The sequence below is a fragment of the Gardnerella sp. DNF00038 genome (assembly GCF_049262855.1).
Classification (GTDB): Bacteria; Actinomycetota; Actinomycetes; order Actinomycetales; family Bifidobacteriaceae; genus Bifidobacterium; species Bifidobacterium vaginale.
In genome coordinates this window covers 695,834-717,463 of record NZ_CP058407.1, presented here as the reverse complement: position 1 = coordinate 717,463, position 21,630 = coordinate 695,834, and the positions used below count along the sequence as shown (strand labels likewise).

Annotated in this window: 14 protein-coding genes; 8 read left to right on the top strand and 6 right to left on the bottom strand. The window is 40.3% G+C overall.

Translation table 11 applies throughout. The features are described from left to right. Positions 1-109 precede the first annotated feature (109 nt). A complete protein-coding gene (locus tag HXT19_RS02730) occupies positions 110-1,489 on the bottom strand; it encodes an alpha/beta fold hydrolase (protein WP_004111864.1) in 1,380 nt (459 codons plus the stop codon). Between the two features lie 129 nt (positions 1,490-1,618). Here HXT19_RS02730 and HXT19_RS02725 point away from each other — a divergent pair, with 129 nt between their 5' ends. Both HXT19_RS02725 and HXT19_RS02720 read left to right on the top strand, forming a co-directional pair. Next, positions 1,619-4,147: a sensor histidine kinase gene (locus HXT19_RS02725; RefSeq protein ID WP_020760264.1), complete on the top strand. Its 2,529-nt coding sequence runs from the start codon at positions 1,619-1,621 to the stop codon at positions 4,145-4,147. Positions 4,148-4,170: 23 nt separating this feature from the next. Next, positions 4,171-4,902 (top strand): response regulator, encoded by a 732-nt coding sequence (locus HXT19_RS02720; RefSeq protein ID WP_013399561.1) that lies wholly within the window; start codon positions 4,171-4,173, stop codon positions 4,900-4,902. Between the two features lie 206 nt (positions 4,903-5,108). Here HXT19_RS02720 and HXT19_RS02715 read toward each other — a convergent pair whose 3' ends face one another. The 3 genes from HXT19_RS02715 to HXT19_RS02705 form a co-directional block, all read right to left on the bottom strand. After that, on the bottom strand, positions 5,109-6,560 hold the full coding sequence (locus tag HXT19_RS02715) for a conjugal transfer protein (protein WP_285064634.1): 1,452 nt from the start codon (positions 6,558-6,560) through the stop codon (positions 5,109-5,111). 371 nt (positions 6,561-6,931) lie between these two features. Beyond that, positions 6,932-9,625, bottom strand: a complete 2,694-nt coding sequence (locus HXT19_RS02710; RefSeq protein ID WP_101890188.1) for an ABC transporter permease — start codon at positions 9,623-9,625, stop codon at positions 6,932-6,934. A gap of 17 nt (positions 9,626-9,642) precedes the next feature. Then, positions 9,643-10,470 carry an ABC transporter ATP-binding protein gene (locus tag HXT19_RS02705; RefSeq protein ID WP_004111879.1) on the bottom strand — a complete coding sequence of 276 codons (828 nt, stop codon included), beginning with the start codon at positions 10,468-10,470 and terminating at the stop codon, positions 9,643-9,645. Between the two features lie 577 nt (positions 10,471-11,047). Between HXT19_RS02705 and fucO the strand changes: the two genes are divergently transcribed. After that, positions 11,048-12,199, top strand: coding sequence for a lactaldehyde reductase (fucO, locus tag HXT19_RS02700; protein WP_422119747.1), 1,152 nt, complete (start codon positions 11,048-11,050; stop codon positions 12,197-12,199). Between the two features lie 155 nt (positions 12,200-12,354). Here the strand turns inward: fucO and HXT19_RS02695 are convergent, their stop codons facing one another. Continuing rightward, on the bottom strand, positions 12,355-13,398 hold the full coding sequence (locus tag HXT19_RS02695; protein ID WP_422119746.1) for a LacI family DNA-binding transcriptional regulator: 1,044 nt from the start codon (positions 13,396-13,398) through the stop codon (positions 12,355-12,357). 496 nt (positions 13,399-13,894) lie between these two features. On the opposite strand from HXT19_RS02695, the gene HXT19_RS02690 reads away from it, so the two are divergent. From HXT19_RS02690 to HXT19_RS02670, 5 genes are all read left to right on the top strand, one after another. After that, entirely contained in the window at positions 13,895-15,178 is a 1,284-nt protein-coding gene (locus HXT19_RS02690; RefSeq protein ID WP_004121554.1) for an enolase C-terminal domain-like protein, read from the top strand. Positions 15,179-15,310: 132 nt separating this feature from the next. Next, complete coding sequence (locus HXT19_RS02685) at positions 15,311-16,102, top strand: SDR family oxidoreductase (protein WP_004138047.1); 792 nt, start codon at positions 15,311-15,313, stop codon at positions 16,100-16,102. A 168-nt stretch (positions 16,103-16,270) separates the two neighbouring features. Then, entirely contained in the window at positions 16,271-17,557 is a 1,287-nt protein-coding gene (locus HXT19_RS02680) for an MFS transporter (RefSeq protein WP_422119745.1), read from the top strand. Between the two features lie 66 nt (positions 17,558-17,623). After that, on the top strand, positions 17,624-18,397 hold the full coding sequence (locus HXT19_RS02675) for an amidohydrolase family protein (protein ID WP_004111888.1): 774 nt from the start codon (positions 17,624-17,626) through the stop codon (positions 18,395-18,397). 141 nt (positions 18,398-18,538) lie between these two features. Beyond that, the gene (locus HXT19_RS02670) at positions 18,539-19,453 is read left to right on the top strand and encodes a dihydrodipicolinate synthase family protein (protein ID WP_415681888.1); all 915 of its coding nucleotides are present in this window, start codon (positions 18,539-18,541) and stop codon (positions 19,451-19,453) included. 118 nt (positions 19,454-19,571) lie between these two features. Here HXT19_RS02670 and thrS read toward each other — a convergent pair whose 3' ends face one another. Next, positions 19,572-21,602 (bottom strand): threonine--tRNA ligase, encoded by a 2,031-nt coding sequence (gene thrS / locus HXT19_RS02665; protein WP_174191072.1) that lies wholly within the window; start codon positions 21,600-21,602, stop codon positions 19,572-19,574. Between the last annotated feature and the right edge of the window lie 28 nt (positions 21,603-21,630).

Here is a 21,630-nt window from a genome sequence, read left to right as displayed (position 1 = left end):
TATTAAGCATCTAATCATTTGTACATACAACTTGTATATCTAATCATTTGTTAGGTACTTTAATCAAAAGTTGCTTATACGACTTATATCACTTATATTACGACTTATATCACTTATATATAGTCTCTAAATCTCCACGATTCTTTGCCTCTTCTAGCAAATGACGGAACACAAAGTCGCCATGAACACCATCGTGCTCAAACTCGTTAGTAGTCCAATAATGAGAGTTAGAAATATGAGACAAAGTGTCTAGCTGAAGACCAGAATCAACATACAAGTCATCGAAATAAACCGCTGCTTGCAAAGGAACTTCATTATTTGCGAGTTGATCTAAGTCGTAAATCTTGCCAAATTGCATATCGTTCATCATGCAATCAACAGCTGGCAAGAACGGTTGCAAAGCTTTTTGCTGATCAAACATCCACGGAAACACAGCTTCGCCAGTAAACAAAAGCGGACGCGCACTGCCAGCAAACTCTGGCATTGTTTCTCGAACTTGCTGAGCTGCCCAACGAATTGGATGATCTAATTCGCCATCCGCATAAATGAACTCTTGTAGTGGCCAATATAGCGGACTAGAAGATGTTGCATCCATAACGCCATAAAGAAACTCATCGCTTAAATAGCCATCTGCTGTTCCACCACCATGTTTAAACGCCTTAAGAGAGCCATCTCCATCCGAAAATGCAGAGTCAATAAGCCAATGAACTCTTTCAAAACTTGGCTTCATGCCAAAAGATGAACCAAGAGTCTGAAAGCGCTCAACCGTAAGCTTTTCGCCATTAGGCAAGAAAACATCTCCTTGAGAAATCCTATCTGCAATAGCTGCAGCGCGCGCAACATCCTGCGGATAACGCTCGTAGAATTGCTCAGTTTTTCTAGCCATACGCGGGAACGTGTGCTCGTAAACTTCTAGAGCATTAGCTGGAATGTGAGGAATACCGCCCGTTGTAAAGCTTGCAAGTAAGCCCTGTGGGAAAAGAGACAAATACGTAAGCGTTAAGAATCCACCATAACTTTGACCCAAAGAAACCCACGGCTTTGCATTAAACTCAGTTAAGCGCAAATGCTCAAAATCGCGAATAATAGAATCAGCTAAGAATCGCTTTAAATACCATGCTTGCCTCTCTACACTCACGCCGTCGTCTGCCATGCGCTTAATCGTAGAAGCATCTACTCTAGAAGAGCGCCCAACGCCACGCTGGTCTGGAAGAACAACACGAAAATGCTTAATTGCCTCTTGAATCCAACCATCGCTAGACGGCGAAAGCGGACGAGGGCACTGACCCCCTGGGCCTCCTTGCAAAAACACTAGCAAAGGCAAATCGTCATGCACATGTTCTGGAGCACAAATAACTCTGCAAAATAGGCGAATCGTCTCCCCTTTAATAGAATCGCCTGGAGTGTTTTGCTCCCAGTCTAAAGGAACATCGATTGCGCGCTCTTCTACATACAATCCTGGTACGTAATACTTTGCTAGCAGTGCCATTGTAAACATTCCTTTCTGCACTCGCATGCAACGTTGCAATAACAAATCACATACAAAAATACACACTCTTATATAAATAATACTAAAGTTCGATTGTTCTATAAAGTGCTGTGTACTAGCCTAGTAATTATGAAAATATCTCACACGTTTAACAGAGCTATACAACGCTTACGCACTGAGCTTACGCTAAACGATATATTGTGGGGCATTATTCCACTTATTCTTTTTACACTTTCAAGCAATCGGTATCCTATAAACAATGTTGACGGATTCTTGACGCAAAGTTCACTAATTACAACCTATCTTATAAATATTGTTGTTGCATCATTACTTTCAGTACGAAGAATATGGCCCGAACACACAGCTGTTATTTTTATTGTTGCATGCATTTTGCAAGTAATATTTGGCCCTACTCAACTTTTTGCTGATTTCTTTGGTTTTGTGCTGCTTGTTAATGCTATTGCTCGCGGAAATCCAGAACATTCAAAAGCTTTTGTTATTGCAGCTTACGTAACAACAGTATTATCTTGCGCAGCAATATCGTGGAATATTGTAATGGGGCCAATATATGGCATCAATCATTTAAAAGCTAGTTATTCTTGTAGTGTACAAAATATAAATAGCAGCAACATAAGAAACTGCTTTTCAAATGTACTTGATTTTGCAATTCCTTCCATAATTTTTGCGATTATTATTACTACAATTACGGTTATTATTGGCTACTGGCAGCGCACTCACGTGCATACTATTCAACTTTTACAAGAGAACAATAATGCTATTCGCGCGTACCGAAAGAAAGCTCAAAATATTGCTGTTACTGCAGAGCGCGCTAGAATCGCAAGAGATATGCACGATATTGTTGCTCACACGCTTTCTATTATTATTGTTCAAGCAGATGGTGGTCGTTATGCAGCAACCAAAGATATTTCGCTTGCTAAAAAAACAATGCATATTATTAAAAACGAAGCAGAGCGCGCCGTTCACGACATGCGTCGACTGCTAGAGGCTTTAACAGACGCTCCATCCGCTCAATTGGATTTTAATCACATACCTTCGCTTATTGAGCAAGCAAAAATTGCATCTCCTAATAACATTTTTTGGCACACTGTTGATGGCATAAATTCTCAAAATAGACTTAACACGGACGCACAAACCGTTGCATACCGCATTATTCAAGAATCTCTTACTAATATTCGGAAGCACGCAGGAAATGGCATTAAAATAAACATTCACGAACAGTGGAACGAACAAGGATTAACACTAAAAATCACAAACGAAGTACACAAGCTTGAAGCTAATCAAGAGCAAAATAGTGGTGTGCCACATAAAAATGGTTATGGTTTGATTGGCATGAAAGAGCGCATTGAAAATCTTCACGGAACGCTTGATTATGGAAAACTCAATGATGGAACATTTAGTATTGTTGCTTTTATTCCATATTCTTACAGCACAGACCAATCAAACACTACTGCTTCTGCACTAAATAGTATTCCTAATGTTAGTTATAAAAACGTAAAAGTTAATAATCCATTATCAACGCAAGAAAAACCAGAAAATACAAGCGATAAAACCTCATCAAAAGTTTTGCCAGCGACAAATAATTCACAAAATAGGATTGAGAAAGTATCACAATGGTTTGAACAACATTGGCTTATTGGCGATGTTATTTATGCATCACCTTGGACTGTTCTAATGCTTTTTATACCAACTTACGATTTTACTGTTGGAACTGGAATGACTTCACAATATTCAAGCTCGCTTTCATTACAAATACTTTATAGAATACTTACGCTTACTACTATGATTCCATTTATGTTTCGTAGAAAAGCTCCGACTACGTGCGCAATTGTTGCAGCAGCATTTTCTGCAATACAACTTATATGCTTGCCTAATATTTTATTTGCTAATTTCTTTATACCAACCATTGTTTATGCGGCTGTGCTCTATGGCAAAAAGCACGCATGGCAATGGGTTAGCGCAGTAGTGCTCGCCGAATCTGCTATTTTTGCTGTAAAAATTGGTGTTGCATCAAAAAATATTCCACAAAATGAAACTCCAATACGATTTTTTGCATCTAATGCGTACACAACTAATTTTTATGACATTATGCAAATGGCGTCCGTAGGATTAATTTTTGGTTTTATAGTTGCATTAATTTGTTTTGCTGCTATTGCATTTGCTTATTACCGCAGAAACGATGACAATAATTTGCTGATTCTAAAAGCGCGCAGAACAGAATTAGAACAAGAACAAAAACAGCTAGAAGTACTTGCAGCAAATGCCGAAAGGCAGCGTATTAGCGCAAATATTCAGCAAAAAGTTGCAGTTACATTGCATAAAGTAATTGATGCCGCAAATAGCGGAATTGATATGCTTAATAAATACGAAAAAACAAATAGTAATGCAGAAAATCAAAAGTCAAAAGAACCTGAGCAACTACAAGAACAAAGTGAAGCAATTAGTAAAGCTTTCAAAAATATTAGTGACGAAGGTCGTTCAGCACTAAAATATATGCGAAAATTGCTTGGAATTTTGCGAGAAACAGGATCAAGCGTTAATTCAGCAAATAATAGTGCAAATGTTTCTGAGATTGCGGTTCGCCCTGCTGCACCACTTGATGAGCAAATTCAACACAACGCATTAAACACAACACATTAAATAAGCAACAGTAAGTTGATACTATGGAACATATGGAAAACAATGAAGTAATTCGCGTAGCAATAGCAGACGATCAGGAGCTTGTGCGCGCAGGATTTGCTATGGTAATCAACTCGCAAAAAGACATGCAAGTTGTTGCGCAAGCTTCAAATGGCAATGAAATTGTAGAAGTTGCGTCAAAGGAAAATCCAGACGTTATTTTGATGGACGTGCGCATGCCTAACATGGACGGCTTGGAAGCAACTCGCAAAATTTTGCAAGAAGATGCTAATAGCAACACGCACATTATTATTTTAACAACTTTTGATTTAGACGAATACGTTATGGCTGCAATTCATACGGGCGCATCTGGATTCTTGCTTAAAGATACAGAGCCAGAAACATTGCTTAATTCAATACGAACTGTGTATCAAGGAAACGCAATTATTGCTCCAACTGCTACAAAGCGCTTAATTGAGTCGATGATTTCTAAGCCGAGCAACGAAAGTATTGCATCGGAAGAAGAAAATACAGAAAATGCGTCTAGAAGCAAACAAAACGCAAACGCTTACAATTCTTACTTAAATGATTTAACAGATCGCGAGCGCGAAGTACTCATTGAAATTGCTCACGGACTGTCTAACCAAGAGATTGCTGATAAACTGTTTATTAGCTTGCCAACAGTTAAAACGCATGTTGCTCATATTTTGGGAAAAATCGACGCAAGAGACAGAGTTCAAGCTGTTGTGTTCGCTTACGAAAATGGTCTTGTTTAATTATTCTTATAAAAATAAAAAATAATGCGGCTGTTCTTATAAACAATAAATCTTTTCTATAAAATAATGCGGCTGCAAAATTAATCTATTCTTCATTGAACGATCGAATTGCAACCGCATTTTAATTTTTTTATATTATTTGTGCTATTTATATTCGCATTAAGCTATTTTAGCTATCTGTATTTGATTATCAGCAATCCTAAGTTTTATTTAGAAAAGCGAATTTTGCCACCGCGACTCATATAAATACCTGCAGCTGCAGAACCACCTATTGCCATTGTTCCTACAACAGCGCCAGCAACTACAAGATTATTGTTGTTCGATGGTGCTTTTGCGTTATCGCTTTTAGCTTCAGATAACTTATCGGCTTCTTCAACAGCTTTGGAATCTTCTTTTACCTCTTCATTTTCCGTATTTTCATCTTTTTTATCTTCTTCAGTATTTTGAGAATCGCTTTTTTCGCTACTAGAAGCGTTATTTGCTTCGGATTCTGCTGGATGAGATACTGGCGATGCTGTCTGCGCTGCAACTGATGCAGTAGTGCTCACATTTGCGGAAGCAGCAGAAACATCTGACGCAGGAGAAACAGCAGATGCATTTTGTGAGTTTCCAACAGAAGCCGCAGGAATTTCCTTGGATGTAGCATTCTGTGGGATAACCTTTGATTCAGAAACTGGAGCAAATGGTGTTACAGAGGATTCTGCTGGGCGTGCTGCTACAGATGAAGAAGTAGTCGATTCAACTTCAACACTCTTCGCTTTAGATTTCTTAGATTCTAATGATTCTACTTGCGAAGATCTATATTCAGAAGATGCAAATTTATTATCTGAAGACCGCGAATCAACTTTAGAATCCTTCGGCTGAGTCTGCACAGAATCTTTTTCTTGTGCAGCTTTTTCTTCAATAACTTTAGTATCTGGAGATTTTACTTCTGGAATGGACTTCTCAACTTCTTTCTTCGACTTAGTAGAGTCATTTGACGTATCAACTGTAGTATCTGACTCTGTACGTGGAGCTGGTGTAGGAGAATCCGGCTTCATTGTTTCTTCTTGAACCTTATTTTCTTCCTTATTAAGATCATTGATATCTACACCAAAATTATCCTTAAGTTTTCGTTCATATTCTGCTACTTGTTGCCTTGCATTTTGTGAATATATATTATATTTTCTCAAATCCTCTTCAGCAGAATTCAACTTTTTAGTATTGTCTCTAAGATTGTTTTCTATATTTTTTCTATCTTCATCTAGCTTGATTTTCTCTCCATTAAGACGATCAAAATCAGATTCAGAAGCAGATTCCATTCTGCGTTCTAATTCTTCAATTTTATCAGTTTTATTATTACTATCTTCCAATTCTTTTTTTACAAGTTCATTTAAAGTCTTAACTTTTATTTCTAATTCTTTTAACTTGTTTTCATAAATCTTTAAATTATTTTTTGCACTTTTACGACTAGAAAGTAATTCATCTTGTGTCTCTGGATCTTTAGCACCCAAATCTAAATCTTCTAATTTACCGAATTTGTTATCAGAAGCATCGACAACATTATTTGGTTCTGATCCACTTACAGCTTCTTGTGCCCACGCTGGCATTGGGCTTTGCATTAATAACAACACGATTCCTGCAATCACTGCGGCAGATTTTTTATTGACCGTTACCATATTCTTCTACTCCTTGCTCGTAGCGGCCTCATATTTAATTTATGCTTATGTCAGCAGTCAACCAAAGAGCATAACAGAGAAATAAATAAGATTCCAACGTCAAATAATCGAAAAATTTTTCGATTAACTTGTTATAACAAATATTTAATACTTAATTTTTTCGATTTTCCCGATAAAAATATAAATCCATATTAATAATATCTAAACAATTGTATTTTATGCATAAAATTTATTTATTTTTTTGATGTACATCACATTATTTTTTCTGCGTGTCGCACGTTATGTAGAAAAAAATAATGCTGATGCACAACTACACCAGCATTATTTCTGTTTTTATAATTAACTTAATATATGTTATAACAACATATAGTTTATTCTTCTGCGAGCGCAACTACTGGCGAAGACTTCACTGCTCTACGAGCCGGAAGAACGCTAGAAAGAAGCGCTGCAAGCAAAGCGATTAGAGCAAGAACCGCGTAAATAGCCCAATCAACTACAAACGGAACTTTGCCAATTACGCTAAACACCATGTAGGATCCAATCCACCCAAACACTGTTCCAACAATCAAGCCAGAAACGGTGCTTGTTAAGGAAATCAACGTTGCTTCCAACGCAAGAGATCTTCTAACCTGGCCTCTTGTCATGCCTATTGCGCGCAAAGTTGCAGATTCTTTGGTTCTCTCAATAACAGACAAGCTTAATGTGTTTGCAACGCCTATTAAAGCAATCACAACAGCTACTGCTATTAAGCCAACAAGCAACATCATCATTACGTCGATAGCACTCTCCCACTGCGCTCGCTCAAACACGCTTCCAGCAGCCATAACCTCCGCATAGCTAGATGTAATATTTCTAATATTTTTAACAATATCTACAAGATTAGCTTTGCTAGAATCTACCGAAATGAGCAGAATATGCGTTGTAGGCTTAAGGTAGTTATTGAAGTAAGATTTGCTAACAAAAGCAGTATTCCTTGAATATATATTAACATTTCTATACTTCTTAAACTGAACTTGCTTTACAGTAATGCTCTTATCGTTATTACTAGAGTCTGTATTCGTGCCAGTAAATGGCGTAATATTATCACTGTCTGTTTCACCAGAACTGTACTTTTCTACGTAAGCTTGCAGATCAAGGTTTCCTTTTTTAAGCTCAAAAGGTTCTCCACCTTCTTCATTAAACTTAGGCAAAAGTATAGAATCTTTGTTTATATTAACGCCATCAAGGTCAGTGTGCATTACATTTTTAAGTTGATTTACATTATCAACTCCAACTGCCATAGCATACTCAGTTTTGCCCTTAGCGTTCTTAAAAGTCATAGGAACTGCAGGAAGCAACTCAGTATGCTTTATTCCACTAATCTTTGAAATATCGGCAGCTAGAGATTCATCAACATTCTTGCCTTGAATAATAATGTCAACACTGTAACGGTCATCAACAACACCTTTAAGAGTTGCTTTACCGCAAATTGCGCCAGTTACTACCGTTGAAACAAGCGTTACGCCAATAAGCAAAGCCGTTCCAGTTGCTGCAACTCTTCTAGGGTTTCGTTGCACGTTTGCGTTGGCAACTTTAGAAGCAGGCCCACAAAGTGCCATGATCGCGCCAGTTGCCTTCATAGCGAACGGCATCCAGAATGTTGCTGTAATAATAATTCCGATGAAAACAAGCGCACAACCAAACATTGCTCCAAGCAAAGTCATCCAAGAGTCAGAACCAGCATTAGGTGACTTCCCAGCAATCATACTCGCTAAAGAAGTAGCACTTAAAGCAGTAGCTAAAATACCTACAACAATAAACAGAACGCCAAAAACAGCGCGAATAATGCTTGCACGCTTATCTTTAATCAAATCCATTGGTCGTAGCGCTTCCATAGGCGTTACTTTTGTAGCAGATCGCGCAGCACTCATAGACGCAAGAACTGTTACAATCGTGCCAATTGCTATTGGCCACACAATTGCCGGAAGTGAAACAATCAAAGGAATCTTAGATAACGGTCCAGAATTAATATTCACGTTACTAATTGCGCCCATAAATCCGATTGCGCAAAGCACACCAACAGCCGCGGAAATAACTCCAAGTATTGCAGCTTCAAGCAAAACTGCAGCATAAAGCTGGTGAGATTGTGCGCCAATTACGCGCAAAAGCGCAAGAGTTCGTCTGCGTTGAGCAACCAGCACTTGGAATGTGTTTGCTATAACAAGCGAAGAAATAAGCAACGCTAGAATACCAAAAGATAGCAAAAACATAGTCACAAAATTAGTGCCGTTAGACACATTTCGAACAGATCTCACACCAACTTCGTGCCTAGACATAAGAGAGAATCTCGAAGGAAGCAAAGCGTTAATCTTAGGAGATAAATCGTTTATTTTAGATTCATCAATACTCATGTACACTTTGCTTTGCACAACTTGATTGTCAAAATTCTCAATATTTTCGAGTTTTGCACAAAAATCGTTCGTTATGCCACCAAGATACGTGCCGCGATTTGAAAATGGTATTTGAGAATGTTCTCCATCGTCAACAAGACCAACCACACGAACATCGTACGATTTTTCTTTATCTCCGCCAGTGTCATCTACTTTAACCAAAGTTATAGTATCGCCAATATTTGCATGTATTGATTTAGCAATACTTTTAATAAGCGTGATTTCGCCTATTTCTTGCGGATCTCTACCTTCTGTTGATTTATACACAGGAAGATTTCCATACAAACCATTAGACCAAGCAATACTCGTAACTGATTTATCACCTTTTTCTACTCTTACAAGCGCAGTAGCATCGTCACTACGAATACCGTTAACACCAGGCATCTTCGATATTTCGTCTAAATGAAGATCTTTATAATGAATTTCACTACTCGGAGAACTGTTAGGATTTCTAAATGAGATTGCATAATTTGCGCTACCGAATTCATTTGTTGCGTTTCGAACCATCAAGTCATCAACGCTGTTTGCAAAAAGCAAAGTAGCGCTCATAAACATGCTGCCTATAAGAATTGCAATTCCAGAGGCGATTAGCATGCGCACGCTTTTACGCATAAGTTTTAGTGCGATTTTCCACATTCTAAGTTCACCACCTTTTATTGCAATTGAGCAGGCTGATTATTAACGCCAGCCTCGCTACGCTCCATAAGCATCTTGCTCATTCCTTCTGCAGTAGGATTTTGCACGTCTTCAACGATTTGACCATCTGCAAACACGATTGCTCGATCCGCGTAAGACGCTGCAACAGCGTCGTGAGTAACCATAATCACAGTTTGACCAAGCTCCGTTACAGACTTCTTCAAGAAATGCAAAACTTCCAAGCTGGAAGCAGAGTCGAGATTGCCAGTAGGCTCGTCTGCAAAAACTACGGAAGGCTTAGAGATTAAAGCTCGAGCAATTGCAACGCGTTGACGCTGACCACCAGAAAGCTCAGCAGGCCTATGCTTTAAACGATCTTGCAAGCCAAGAGTATTAACCAAAGTATTAAACCATTGCTTATCTGGCTTTTTGCCTGCCAAAGTAAGAGGCATAAGAATATTTTGCTCAGCGCTAAACATTGGAAGAAGATTAAAACTTTGGAAAATAAAACCAACCATCTCGCGGCGCATAAGCGTAAGCTGCTTATCGCTCATGCCTGTAATATCTAGGCCGTCAACCAAAACTTTTCCAGAATTAACGCTGTCAAGACCAGCCAAAGAATGCATTAAAGTTGACTTTCCAGAACCCGAAGGACCCATAATCGCAGTAAACTTGCCGCGCTCGAAACTAACGCTTACATCTCGCAAAGCGTGAACAATGCCTGCACCCTTGCCAAAATCTTTAACAACATGCAAAGCTGCAACCGCAGTCTCGCCAATCAAACCTTCTTGAGCGGAATAATTCATTTGCGTAAAACGCGTATCTTGACTATTTTCAACACTCATTTTGCACCTCGCTTACTTTTGCAGTTCCTTACAAGTATTGGAATTACCTTACAATTACAATTTACGGGATTAAAAACGCATTCTCTATAGTGCGTAAGGCTGATATTCTCATTGAAATAATAGGAATTTTGATATTAAATTTTGATATAAAAATGCTCTTATATAAAATCGTCATACTTTAGTATGAGAGCCAGTATGAGAGGCTTAAATTCACAGGCGTAATATTACAGATCTAAATTTGCATTCCAAATAGATTATTTAATTCAAAATAAATCAATTAGATAACTAAAACACCAATCAATTAAAGAATTTTTCTTAACGTGATTAATATTTTTCTTTCAACATATTCATTGCAAATCATGTGCTCGAATTTTTATAAATGTGCTTATTTATATCTAAAATAAATAAAAATGCATAAAATTAGTTAGTTTATGTTCATTTTAATTGTTTATTTGTTAATTTTAGTAACAAAACACTTATTTAACACACTCGCCAAATGTCATGCAATATTGTAAAATATTAGTCGACTACCAAAAATTTGGCGTATGCCAATATGAAACTCAAAGGAGATTTTCGCATGGTCTATAGAATGATTTTCAACCAGACTGCTTACTTCGGCCGCGGAGCAATCAAAGAGATTCCAAACGTTGCTAAAGCACACGGCTTTAAAAAAGCATTTGTAGTAACAGATCCAGTTCTTGTAAAGACGGGAACCGTTAAAAGAGTTACAGACGTTCTAGAATCCGCTGGTCTTCCATACGAAGTATTCGACAATGTAAAGCCAAATCCACCTGTTGAATGCATTCAAGACGGTGTAGAAAAGTTTAAGACATCTGGCGCAGACTTCCTTATTGGTCTCGGCGGCGGCTCTCCACAAGATACCTGCAAGGGCATTGGAATTATTGTAGCCAACCCAGAGTTTGGCGATGTTCTTTCTCTAGAAGGCGTTGCAGATACAAAGAATCCTTCTGTGCCAATCTTTGGCGTACCAACAACAGCAGGAACCGCATCCGAAACAACAATCAACTATGTTGTTACCGATACAGCAAAGCTTCGCAAGTTCGTTGCAGTAGATCCTCACGATATTCCAATCGTTGCATTCGTAGACCCAGACCTCACCGATTCCATGCCACGCGCGCTTAAAGTTGCAACTGGTTTGGACGCACTCACCCACGCAATCGAAGGTTTCATTACTCCAGGCGCATGGAGCCTTTCGGATTGCTTGTCTTTGCAAACAATCCGCATGATTGCACAAAACCTTGCAAAGAGCGCAGATGGAGATGTTCCAGCAGGCGAACAAATGGCTTACGCAAGCTATATAACTGGCATGGCATACTCCAACGTTGGTTTGGGCTTGGTTCACGGCATGGCTCACCCACTCGGCGGTCGCCTTGGCGTTGCTCATGGCGTTGCAAACGGAATTTTGCTTGCTCCTGTTATGGAATATAACAAGGATTACAGTGGCGAAAAGTATCGCGATATTGCTGCTGCATTCGACGTTCCAAACGCATACACCGACGACCTTGAAACCGTGCGTAATGCTGCTGTAAAGGCTGTTCACGACTTGACTGTTAAGCTTGGAAATCCTACTAAGATTAGCGAGGTTGGAGCTAGTGAGGCAGATATTGAAGGCTTAAGCCACGACGCTTTGGCAGATGTTTGCACTCCAGGAAACCCACGCAAGGCAACTTTGGAAGACATTCGCAAGATTTACACAAGCTTGATGTAGTCTTCTAAAATAATAAAATAATAAATAAATACGCAATATTTGTGGACGCAACTTATCTTGATTTAAGCTCTTGATTTAGGCTGCGTCCACATTTATTTGATTTATGTCATAAGCCATAAATCATAAGTCAAATTCTATATCTAATAACTCTTCTATCAATCGACAACAGTCTGAGTGCTGTCTCGAATAACAACATGTGCAGGAAGAACTAGCTGATTTTCAATTTGCTTGCCTTCTCGAATCGCGAGAATCATTCTAATGGCATTCTTTGCTATTGAGTCAAAAGGCTGATTAACAGTTGTTAAAGATGGCATCAAATACTGTGCAGGATACACGTCATCAAACCCAGCTACAGAAAGCTCAGATCCTAACTTAATACCGCGTTCGCGAGCAGCGCGATACACATTTACAGCTGTAATATCGTTGCAAGCGAAAATAGCAGTAGGACGCTTTTCTTCAGGCAAATCCAAAATCTTACAAGCCATTTCATAGCCACGTTCAGGAAGATAATCCCCCTCTTTAACCAAATCTTTATCAATCGTCAAGCCAGACTGCTCCATTGCAGCGTTATAACCAGCAAATCTCGCAACACCAGATTGAACATTAAGAGGACCAGTTATAACTCCTATTCTCTTATGCCCCAGATTAATCAGATGTTTTGTAAGCTCATAAGCTCCTGTCCAATTATCGATTGAAATCGTGTGATCTTCCCCATTAGAAAGAGACACGGGATCAATTATAATCAACGGAATATTTCGCATACGCAAAAATTCCTTATCTTTCTGCGTAAGATCAGACATTTGAGATATAACACCAAGAGGATTTCTATCTACAATTCCACGCAAACACTCATCACGTTTCTTACCATTATCGGTTTGAGCGACTGTAAGAGCTAATCCTTCTCTTTGCGCCCAACGAGATGCGTAAGTAATCATCTCAATAGTGCCATTATTTGCCACATAATCTACTAATAATTCAATTGTCGGAGATACCTTAGTGCTTACAAGCGAATACTCGCGCCCACTTTTTAAAAGAACTTCTTCTACTTTTTTGCGAGTCTCATCTGAAACGCCAGTTCTACCGTTAATAACCTTTGAAATTGTAGAAGGCGATACCCCCGCCTTTTTAGCCAACTCCGTTATGCGAGGTTTTGAAGATTCATTTTCAGCAATGCTAGTTGCGTGACTACGAGTTGGCATATGCACTCTCCTAATTCCTATATTCCTATGCTCATATGCTTATAAGTCGCAAAATTTTCTTAAGTCGCAAACAAATGCAGAGAAAATTTCTTACTTAATTTTGCATTAATTCTCAGCAATGCGAAAATTCAAAAAATAGAAAAACCGCATTATTGCCTGACATATCAAGCCTAATAGAAATAATATCATATGTTATTTCGCTACAGACTATGCAAAGTCGCGAAATTTTCTTATGACACGCCGAATAATCAGAATTTAACAGATAACATCGATGCCAAAAGTGGTCATTTTTTAACAGTTATAAAAGATAAAAGCTCAATTTTTCAATATTCTTAAAATCCGAAATATGACATTTATCACAAAATATGAGATTAGGAAAAATTCGCAAAAAATTATTTACGAAAATTTCCTAATGATTAGAACATTTTTCTATTATTTAGTTATAGAATATAGGAGTAGGTCACAACGATCTTAAAGCAAAGGAGCACAAATCGTTATGAGTACAATTACATCAGTAAAAACCTATGATTTTAGATTCCCTACGTCGCAAACGCTCTCTGGGTCCGACGCAATGAACAAAGATCCAGATTATTCATCCGCATACGTAGAAATCAAAACAAGTCTAGACGATGGCATTAAAGGCGTTGGATTTGTATTTACGATTGGTCGCGGAAACGATGTTGTTTGCGCAGCAATCGACTCCATGTCTCAAGTGCTTATCGGCAGGAACGTGGAAGAATTGCTAGACAACATGCGACTTGCATGGGATCTTTTCGTTCACGACTCACAACTTCGCTGGCTAGGTCCTGAAAAAGGCGTAGAACACATGGCAATTGGCGCGATTTTAAGCGCATTGTGGGATATTAAAGCAAAGCGAGCTGGGAAACCATTGTGGCGCTTGCTTGCCGAGATGGATCCAAAGGAATTAGTTTCTACTCTTGACTTCCGCTACATGACCGATGCATTAAGACCAGAAGAAGCAATCGAGTTCTTGCAAGATGGGCAAAAAGGCAAGGAAGATCGAATTGCTGACTTGCTTGTAAACGGCTACCCAGGCTACTCCACTGCTGCAGGCTGGCTCGGTTACAGTGACGAGAAGATGGTTGCAATCGCTAAGGAAGAATCGCAAGTTAAAGGCTTTAAGCAAATTAAGCTTAAGGTTGGTCAAAATGTAGACGACGATTTGCGAAGACTCGCACTCGCGCGCGAAGCAATCGGTCCAGATGTTCGTCTTGCAGTAGATGCAAACCAAGTGTGGGATGTTCCAACAGCAATTACTTGGATTAATCGCTTCCACGACTTTGACTTGGCTTGGGTAGAAGAGCCAACAAGCCCAGACGACGTTATTGGACACGCAACAATCGCTCGCGCAATCAACCCAATACCAGTTGCAACTGGCGAGCAAATGCAAAGCAGAATCATGTTCAAGCAATACTTGCAAGCAAACGCATTTGGAATCATGCAAATCGACGCAACTCGAGTTGCAGGTCCACAAGAAGTTGTTCTCGAATACTTGCTTGCTCGTAAGTTTAACAAGCCAGTTTGCCCACACGCAGGCGGAGTTGGATTGTGCGAAGCCGTATGCCACTTTGCAATGTTTGATTATGTTGCAGTTTCTGGAACAAAGGAAGGTCGCATGATTGAATACGTAGACAATCAGCACGAGCACTTTGTACATCCAACACAAATCAAGAATGGCAATTACGTTGCACCAACTGCACCAGGTAATGGCACTGAGATGACGCTGGAAACAGCCGAAAAGTACCTTTATCGCGGCTAAAAATAGTAAAAAAAACAAGTGGCTAGTCGCATAGTGATTAACGATTAGCCACTTGTAAAAAATAAATCATAAAATTTTATAATTTAAAAATTAACTAAAAGCAAACCACATCATTTAACAAAGGAGTTCATTATGGATTTGCATTTGGAAGGCAAGGTTTTCATTGTAACAGGTGGATTCAAGGGAATTGGTAAAGGCATTACGCTTCAACTTGCTCGAGAAGGCGCAATTCCAGTAGTTATTAACCGAGCGGACGCTGCAGAAGAAACATTCCGCAAAGATATTGAGCAATACACAAAGAACTACGATGTTTATCTTCTCGACTTGAACGACACGGACGAGATTGCACCAATTATTGAAGAAACCTATAAGAAGTATGGTCATATTGACGGCATTGTAAATAACGCTGGCGTTAACGACAACAAGGATTTGGAATCCACTTCTTGGCGCGACTTCGAGAAGTCGATTCACGGAAACCTCACTCACTACTACGAAACTGTTCATGCTGCTGTAAAGTACTTGAAGGAAAGCCACGGAGCTGTTGTGAATATTTCTTCTAAGACTGCTCTAACTGGTCAGGGTAAGACTAGCGCTTATGCTGCTGCAAAGGGCGGAATCTTAGGCTTGACTCGTGAATGGGCTGCAGCTCTTGTTCATGATCGCGTGCGCGTAAACGCAATTGTTGTTTCGGAATGCTGGACTCCACTATATGCCGATTGGATTAAGACATTTGGCGACGAAGCTGCTCAGCAAGCTCGCTTGAAGGTTATTACCGACAAGATTCCTCTGGAAAACCGCATGACTACTACGGAAGAGATTGGAAACGAAGCTGCATTCCTGCTTTCGGATCGCTCTTCGCACACCACAGGTCAGTGGGTATTCGTTGATGGCGGCTACGTGCATCTTGATCGCGCTTTGTCTTAAGTTCTAAACTTCAGCTTTAAGATTTAAAGATCTAGTGCAATAAATCACCTGTTTAATGGTGCGTAATCTGAATTAATAAGCTTACGCACCATTAGCACAGCAATATTAAAAAAATTCCATAAGTATTCTATAGACTATTCTCAAAATTATTCTCACATTGGAGTGACGATGATTACAAACGAGAACGACAACGTGGTCGTTAACAATAACAAAAGTAGCTCAAAAGCTATGATTGCCATTGTATTGGTAACATCCTTGTTCTTTGTATGGGGCTTGACCATGAATTTGGTCAATGCACTGAATTCACCATTTGGCAATTATCTTGAACTGAATAACACTCAAAAAGCATTGCTGCAGGTAGCATATTTTGGCGCATACTTTGTTATGGCAATTCCTGCAGGCTTAATCGCAAAGCGTTTTGGATACAAGGGCGGCGTTATAAGCGGTCTTGCACTCTTTGCTCTTGGCGCATTTGCGGTAATCCCTGCAACATCTACTGCAAGCTACGCAATGTTCCTAGTTGCAATGTTTGTTATAGCGTTGGGCGCAGCAACTTTGGAAACGAATTGCAACCCTTACATTACTAAGCTTGGCGATGAGAAGGGCGAATCCTTTAGAATCAACATGGCACAGAGCTTCAACGGAGTTGGAAACATTGTTGGACCTCTTATTCTTGGTCAAATTTTAGGCAAAACTGTTGCAAAGAACGAGCCAGGCTTCGACGTTGCTAAGCTAAAGTTCCTTGGCGATACTCGCTTGATTTACATTGTTATTGGCATTGTTCTTATTGCGATTATTGCAATCTTCTTCTGCTTTAAACTCCCTACTCCTCCAGGAGACGTTGAGGCAGACCAGGAAAGCAAGGGTGATTCTTCCTTCATTCATCTTATGAGCAAGCCATACTTTACTCTTGGAATTATTGCAGAATTCATCTTTATTGGACTTCAAGTTGCTGGAATGGCAATGTTCTCCGACTTTGCTCTAAAGCATTGGGGTACTGGAATCACCACTGGTGTTGCTGCTTCTATGCTTGCAATCGTTTCCTTAATGTTTACAATCGGCCGCTTTGTTACAACTCCTTTGATGGCAAAGTTTGATGGTGGCAAGATTCTTGGATTGTACATGACTTTAAGCGCAGTGCTTATGTTTGTTGCATTCCTTGGACTTGGTCAGATTTCTGTAATCGCCTACATTGTAGCGTACTTGTTTATCTCCATTGGCTTCCCAACAATCTTCTCTCTTACTCTTAAGGGAATTCATGGAGCAGCAGCAAAGACTGGTTCTTCTGCACTCGTTATGAGCATTGTTGGCGCTGCAATCATTCCGTTAGTTTTCGGTTTGGTACAAGATTTTGCTGGAATCGAAGCCGCCGTATTGCTCACAGTTCCAGGATTCTTGTATGTTGCTTGGTACGCTCTTTGGGGCTCAAAGATTGGTCTTGTAGAAGCTAAATAATTCGCGAATAACTACAAAGTCTTTACAAAGTTTTTATTTGAAAGTCTTTAGAAAGGAAAATTTATTATGTCTCAACTTCGTATTTTGGATTCACATTTTCATATTTGGGATCCAACAAAGCAAGTCTTGCCTTGGCTTGATGGCTTAGACAAGTTAAACCACACTTTTACTCTAGAGCAGCTAGAAAAAGAGTATGCAGATTTAGGAGTTGACTTCCTCGGCGGCGTATACGTTGAGGTTGATGCTGCAGACCACGAGCTAGAAGATAGGCTTATTGGCGAAAATCCTAATCCTAAAATTCTAGCTAAAATGCTTAGAGTCACGTTGGATCCGTTTATGCGCGTTCCAATTCACGCAACCGGTATTCGCGAGCCTCTTCATATTCCAAGCGAGCCACGCGGACGTTGCCTAGAGCCTTCGTTTATTGGTGGTCTTAAGGCAATGGCGAAGAAGGGCATGCCTTTCGAGCTTTGCAATCGTGGCGAAGAACTTGGAGATATGGCTAAAGCTTTTGAGCAAGTTCCAGAAGTTACTGTTGTTCTAAACCATTTGGGCAATGTTCCAGGATTAGACGACGATTCTTGCAATGCTTTGCGTGCGTTTGCAAAGCTTCCACACAGCTATATTAAGATTTCGGGAGATAATCCAGTAAATCCAGATATTGTTAAGTTTGTAAAAGACACCTTTAGCCCTGATCGCCTACTCTTTAGCTCCAATTGGCCAGTTGTTAAGTTGAATTCTTCACTTAAGCAGCATCTTGACTTAATGGTTGAGCTTTTCGGCGACGACGAAGATTTCTTTATGAATAATGCAAAGAAGGCGTATGGTATTAAACTGTAATTAATTAAGTTATTTGAATAATCGATTTGAATAATCATTGCTTATGGGGTGTAAGATTTTGCCAGTTAAAGTCTTATACCCCATAATTCAATACACAAAATAATTCAATACACAAAATAATTAAATAAAAGGACGAATTTTATGACTACTTCTAGTAGCGCAAAGCTTGATTTGCATGCTTTTAAGGGCGTTTTCTGCCCATCAATAACTGTAAGCAAAGATGACGGAAGCATTGACTACAACTTATGGGCAAAGCACTTAGACCATCTGATTGATGCTGGGATTAATGGCATATTGATTTTTGGCAGCATCGGCGAATTCTACGCATATCCACTTAGCGTAAAAAAGGAAGCTGCTAAGTTTGCTATTGAACACGTTAATCACAGAGTTCCAGTTCTTATAGGCGTTGGAAACACAAATCTTAACGAAGTACTTGACTTTACTAAGTTTGCGGAAAATTGCGGAGCAGACGCTGTTGTAGCTGTATCTCCATACTACTTTGGACCAACCGAACAAACCGCAGAACGCTACTTTGGCGCAATTGCTAACGCAACTAGCTTGCCCGTTATTCTATACAACTTCCCTGCTCGAACTGGCAGCGATTTAACACCAAGCTTAGTTGCAAGTCTTGCTGAAAAATACCCGAATATTGTTGGTATTAAAGATACGGTAGATACTATAAGCCATACTCGCGCAATGATTGAAGCCACTAGACGCGTAAACCCAGATTTCGTTGTTTTCTCTGGCTTTGATGAGTATTACACTCCTAACAGGATTGCTGGAGGAAACGGCGTAATTTGTGGTCTTACAAATGTAGAGCCAGAAACTTTTGCATCTTTGCATAAGGCGTATGAGGCTGGCGATTTTGCACATCTTATTGAATGTGCTAAAAGAATCAGCCATTTGATGGCAGTTTACAACACTACCGACTTGTTTATTTCTGCTATTAAAGCTGCTGTAAATCTTAAGGGATTGCCGATTAGCACGCTTGTTCGCGAGCCTGCAAGTCAAGTTAATAGCGAGCAAATCGAAGCAATTCGTGCGCTGCTTAAGTAACTAAGTCACTCGTAATAAATCAAGAATAAAAGGAATAAACCCGCACAACGTTAAGAAGTGCGGGTTTGTTTTGTATTGACTTACGTTGATTTATGCTACGTAAGTTGCATCGCGAATGCTACTTTGTGTAGCGCTCAAAATCTTCTGCAGTATTCACTTGAACGCGCTGCTTAATAATGGACAAAATCCACTCTTTAGCTTGCTCAACTGGAACACCATTCAATTGGCTACCATCGCGGAAGCGGAAGCTCACAGCATTGTTGTTCACATCCTCTTCGCCAGCAATCAAAGTGAAAGGCACCTTAGACTTAGAAGCGTTACGAATCTTCTTGCCAAAGCGATCGTCGGAGCTGTCCATTTCGCAACGAACCATATTCTCTTCCAAATCGCTAATAAACTTTTGCAAGTGCGGAGCAAACTCGTCTGCAACAGGAACGCCAGTCACCTGAACTGGAGCCAACCATGCTGGGAACGCGCCGGCATAATGCTCAAGCAAAATAGCAAAGAAGCGCTCAATAGAGCCGAAGAGTGCGCGGTGAATCATAACTGGGCGCTGGTGGCTACCATCAGCTGCAATATACTCCAACTTAAAGCGCTCAGGCAAATTGAAGTCAAGCTGAATAGTAGAAACCTGCCAAGTGCGGCCGATTGCATCGCGAGCTTGCACAGAAATCTTCGGGCCGTAGAATGCAGCTCCACCTGGATCGTCCACGAGTTCCAAACCAGACTCTTTAGCAACCTCTGCCAAAGTGTTAGTTGCTTCTTCCCAAATCTCGTCGGAACCAACGAACTTGTGCTCATCCTTAGTGGAAAGCTCCAAGTAGAAGTCGTTCAAACCGAAGTCTTTAAGAAGACCAAGCACAAAGTTAAGCAAGCTCTTTAACTCATCGCGCATCTGCTCGCGAGTGCAGTAAATATGCGAATCATCCTGAGTCAATCCGCGAACGCGAGTTAAGCCATGCACAACGCCAGACTTTTCGTAGCGATACACAGTACCAAACTCAAACAAGCGCAAAGGAAGCTCGCGGTACGAACGCTGGCGAGACTTGAAGATCAAATTATGCATTGGGCAGTTCATTGGCTTCAAGTAGTAGTCAGCACCCTGGCGGGTTACATTGCCATTCTCGTCGCGCTCTTCGTCAAGCTTCATTGGAGGATACATGCCATCCTTGTACCACTGCAAATGGCCGGAAGTCTCATACAAGCCGCCCTTAGTAATATGCGGAGTTTGTACGAAGCTGTAGTGATGCTTTCTGTGCTGTTCGCGCGAATAATCTTCCATTGCGTTAATGATTGCAGCACCCTTTGGATGGAACACTGCTAAGCCTGGACCAATCTCGTCTGGGAATGAGAACAAATCCATTTCTTGGCCAAGCTTACGATGATCGCGCTTAGCAGCTTCTTCCATGCGAGTTGTATAAGCTTTAAGCTCTTCTTTGCTAGGCCATGCAGTTCCGTAAATGCGCTGAAGCATAGGATTATGCTCCGAACCGCGCCAGTAAGCTGCAGCAACACGCTCAAGCTTAAAAGCCTTAATATAGCGCGTATTTGGCAAATGAGGTCCACGGCACAAATCACTCCAGACCTTATTGCCTTCGCGATCCAAATTGTCGTACATGCTAAGCTCATGCTTGCTGATTTCGCCAGCAGCAGCCGGATCAAGAGCCGCTTCCTTATCCCCAATCAACTCCAACTTATAAGGTTGATTTGCTTCTTCTTCGCGCGCTTCATCCTCTGTTACAACGCGGCGGCGGAAGCTTTGAGACTCTTTAATAATGCGCTGCATATGCTTTTCGATTTGCTTCAAATCGTCTGGCGTAAATGGAGTATCAACATCAAAATCGTAGTAGAAGCCGTCTTTAATTACAGGACCTACGCCCAACTTTGCGTCTGGTCGAATTTCTTGAACAGCTTGAGCCATCACGTGTGTAGCGGAATGACGCATGATTGCGATGCCATCTTCACTATCAAGTGCTACTGATTCCACGGTATCGCCGTTATGAAGATGCGTGTACAAATCACGCAACTCGCCATTTAAACGCACGGCAATAATATTCTTATCTTCCGCGAAAAGTTCAACGCCAGTGAAGCTTGCATCCACCTCCTTGCGCTCATTGTTTACTGTGATGGAGATGGTATTTTCAGCCATAATTGTCCTTTTCTATCGGGGTCTTGCG